Raw genomic sequence first — 1857 nt, 5'->3', positions numbered from 1 at the left:
CGACGTGCCGCCCAGCAGGAAGGCCCCGTACACGCCGAGGCCGATCAACAGGGCGGTGTACGACCACGGCCGAGGCCACCGCCATCATGGTGGCCACGGCGATCACCAGCGTCTGGACGCGTCGTCTGCCGACCCCGGAGCGCACGACCCGCCCGAGGGCACCGTTGCCGAACCCGATCATCGGACGGCCTCCGCGTGCGTGTCGACCGCGACCTTGCCGTCGACCAGATGGATCGTGCGGTGCGCGCACGCCCGGGCCAGCTCCAGGTCGTGCGTGACCAGGACGACCGTCTGTCCGCCGCGGTGCAGATCCACGAGCAGCTCCCGAACCTCCTGGCCCGACGCGGTGTCCAGCGCGCCGGTCGGCTCGTCGGCGAGCAGCAGCGCGGGCTTGTTCACCAACGCCCGTGCCACCGCGACGCGTTGGCGTTCGCCGCCGGAGAGCCGTCCGGGGTAGGCGCGGGCGTGCTTCTGGATTCCGAGTACCTCCATCAGCTCCCCGGCACGGGTTGCCGCCGCCCGCCGGGCGGTTCCGGTCAACTGGGCCGGGAGCTGGATGTTGTCCGCGACGGTGAGGTCGTCGAGCAGATTGAAGAACTGGAAGACCATGCCGATCCGTTCGCGGCGGAACCGGGCCAGCGCGTGCTCGCTCAGCCGGTCGACGCGCTGCCCGGCCACGGTCACGGTGCCCTCGCTGGGCCGGTCCAGACCGGCGATGAGATTGAGCAGCGTGGACTTGCCGCTGCCGGACGGCCCCGTCACGGCCAGGGCCTCGCCCTCGGCCACGCCGAGATCGACCGGTCCGAGCGCCGCGCTGTCGGCGCCGCCGTACCGCTTGGCCACGCCCTCCAGTTCGATCACGTGATTCATGGGTGTGTCCGTCCTTCGTGGTCGGGAAGCCGATGCCCTGGGTGGCCCGGTGAACGTACGGGCGGACGCCGTGGCGGCGCGTCGGCCGTGGCACCGACATACGGCCCTCCCCGCGGAGGACCCGAGGGCGGGGTCATCCTCGAGGAGTACGCCTGGCGGTCAGGTGCCCCGGTCACACAGGTGGACGTGGACCCGCGCCGCGGGACCGCACAATGTGCGGATGGAGAAGGAGGACCCGTTCGGGCGGCCGCGCGACACGTCGTGGGCGGACACAGGGCGAGAGCGGACCGGCCACTGGCGGGAGCGGGCCGGCGACGTCCTGCGGCCGGGGACGTGGTGGGCGCATCTGCGCGACGCGATGCGGCCGGAGGGTGAGCCCGCCCCGCTGTCGCGGCGAGCGGTGCGCCTGGACGTGGTGCTGGCGGTCGTCCTGACCGTCGTCGCGCTGGTCGTGGCGGCGCGCTACCCCGGGGACGGGCCGGTACGGATCAGCTCCCGGGCCGTGACCGAGGGCCGGGGCTCGATCCCGTACCCCCCGGCCGTTCCCGAACCCGGGCCGATGTTCGAACCGCAGACCGAACCCAGATCCGCGTCCTGGGTGCTGGTCGTGCTGTCGGCGCTGCCGCTGGCGGCCCGGCGCAGGTATCCGCTGCTCGCGTTCGGAGTCATCGCCACCGCCGTACTGGCCCTGGCGGACGACGTCTCCTGGATCAACGTGCTGACCTGCAGTATCGCCGCGTACGGAGCGGTCGCGCACAGCCGCTACCGGACGCGGGCCCTGGCCGGTCTGATCGTCGCGGCCGTGCTGGCCGGTCTCGCGTTCCGGGACGCGGATCCCATGCTTCCCGGCTGGTCCAGTCCCGCCGTGGTGCTCCTGGTCGTCGGGGTCCTGGCCAGCCTCGTCCGGCTGGGGCGGCTGCGGCTCGAGGCCAGCCGAAAGCGTTTCACGGACCTCCAGCAGACCCAGGAGCAGGCCATGCGCCGGGC

2 protein-coding genes and 1 pseudogene are annotated in these 1857 nt (G+C 73.0%); 1 reads left to right on the top strand and 2 read right to left on the bottom strand.

Translation table 11 applies throughout. The features are described 5' to 3' along the window. Positions 1-181, bottom strand: a 181-nt coding sequence (locus tag ACWEBX_RS39910; protein WP_451889601.1) for a hypothetical protein, incomplete at its 3' end; no start/stop codon positions are given. After that, the gene (locus ACWEBX_RS39905; RefSeq protein ID WP_451889600.1) at positions 178-870 is read right to left on the bottom strand and encodes an ABC transporter ATP-binding protein; all 693 of its coding nucleotides are present in this window, start codon (positions 868-870) and stop codon (positions 178-180) included. The genes ACWEBX_RS39910 and ACWEBX_RS39905, both read right to left, overlap by 4 nt. A gap of 220 nt (positions 871-1090) precedes the next feature. Between ACWEBX_RS39905 and ACWEBX_RS39900 the strand changes: the two are divergent. Next, positions 1091-1857 (top strand): annotated as a pseudogene (locus ACWEBX_RS39900) (hypothetical protein); the annotation flags it as partial.

The organism is Streptomyces sp. NPDC005070 (assembly GCF_053600395.1).
This window is presented reverse-complemented; position numbering and strand designations above follow the sequence as displayed.

Excerpts from the sequence above, each read along its gene's own strand:
- ACWEBX_RS39905 (WP_451889600.1), bottom strand. The coding sequence starts at position 870 with ATGAATCACGTGATCGAACTGGAGGGCGTGGCCAAGCGGTACGGCGGC.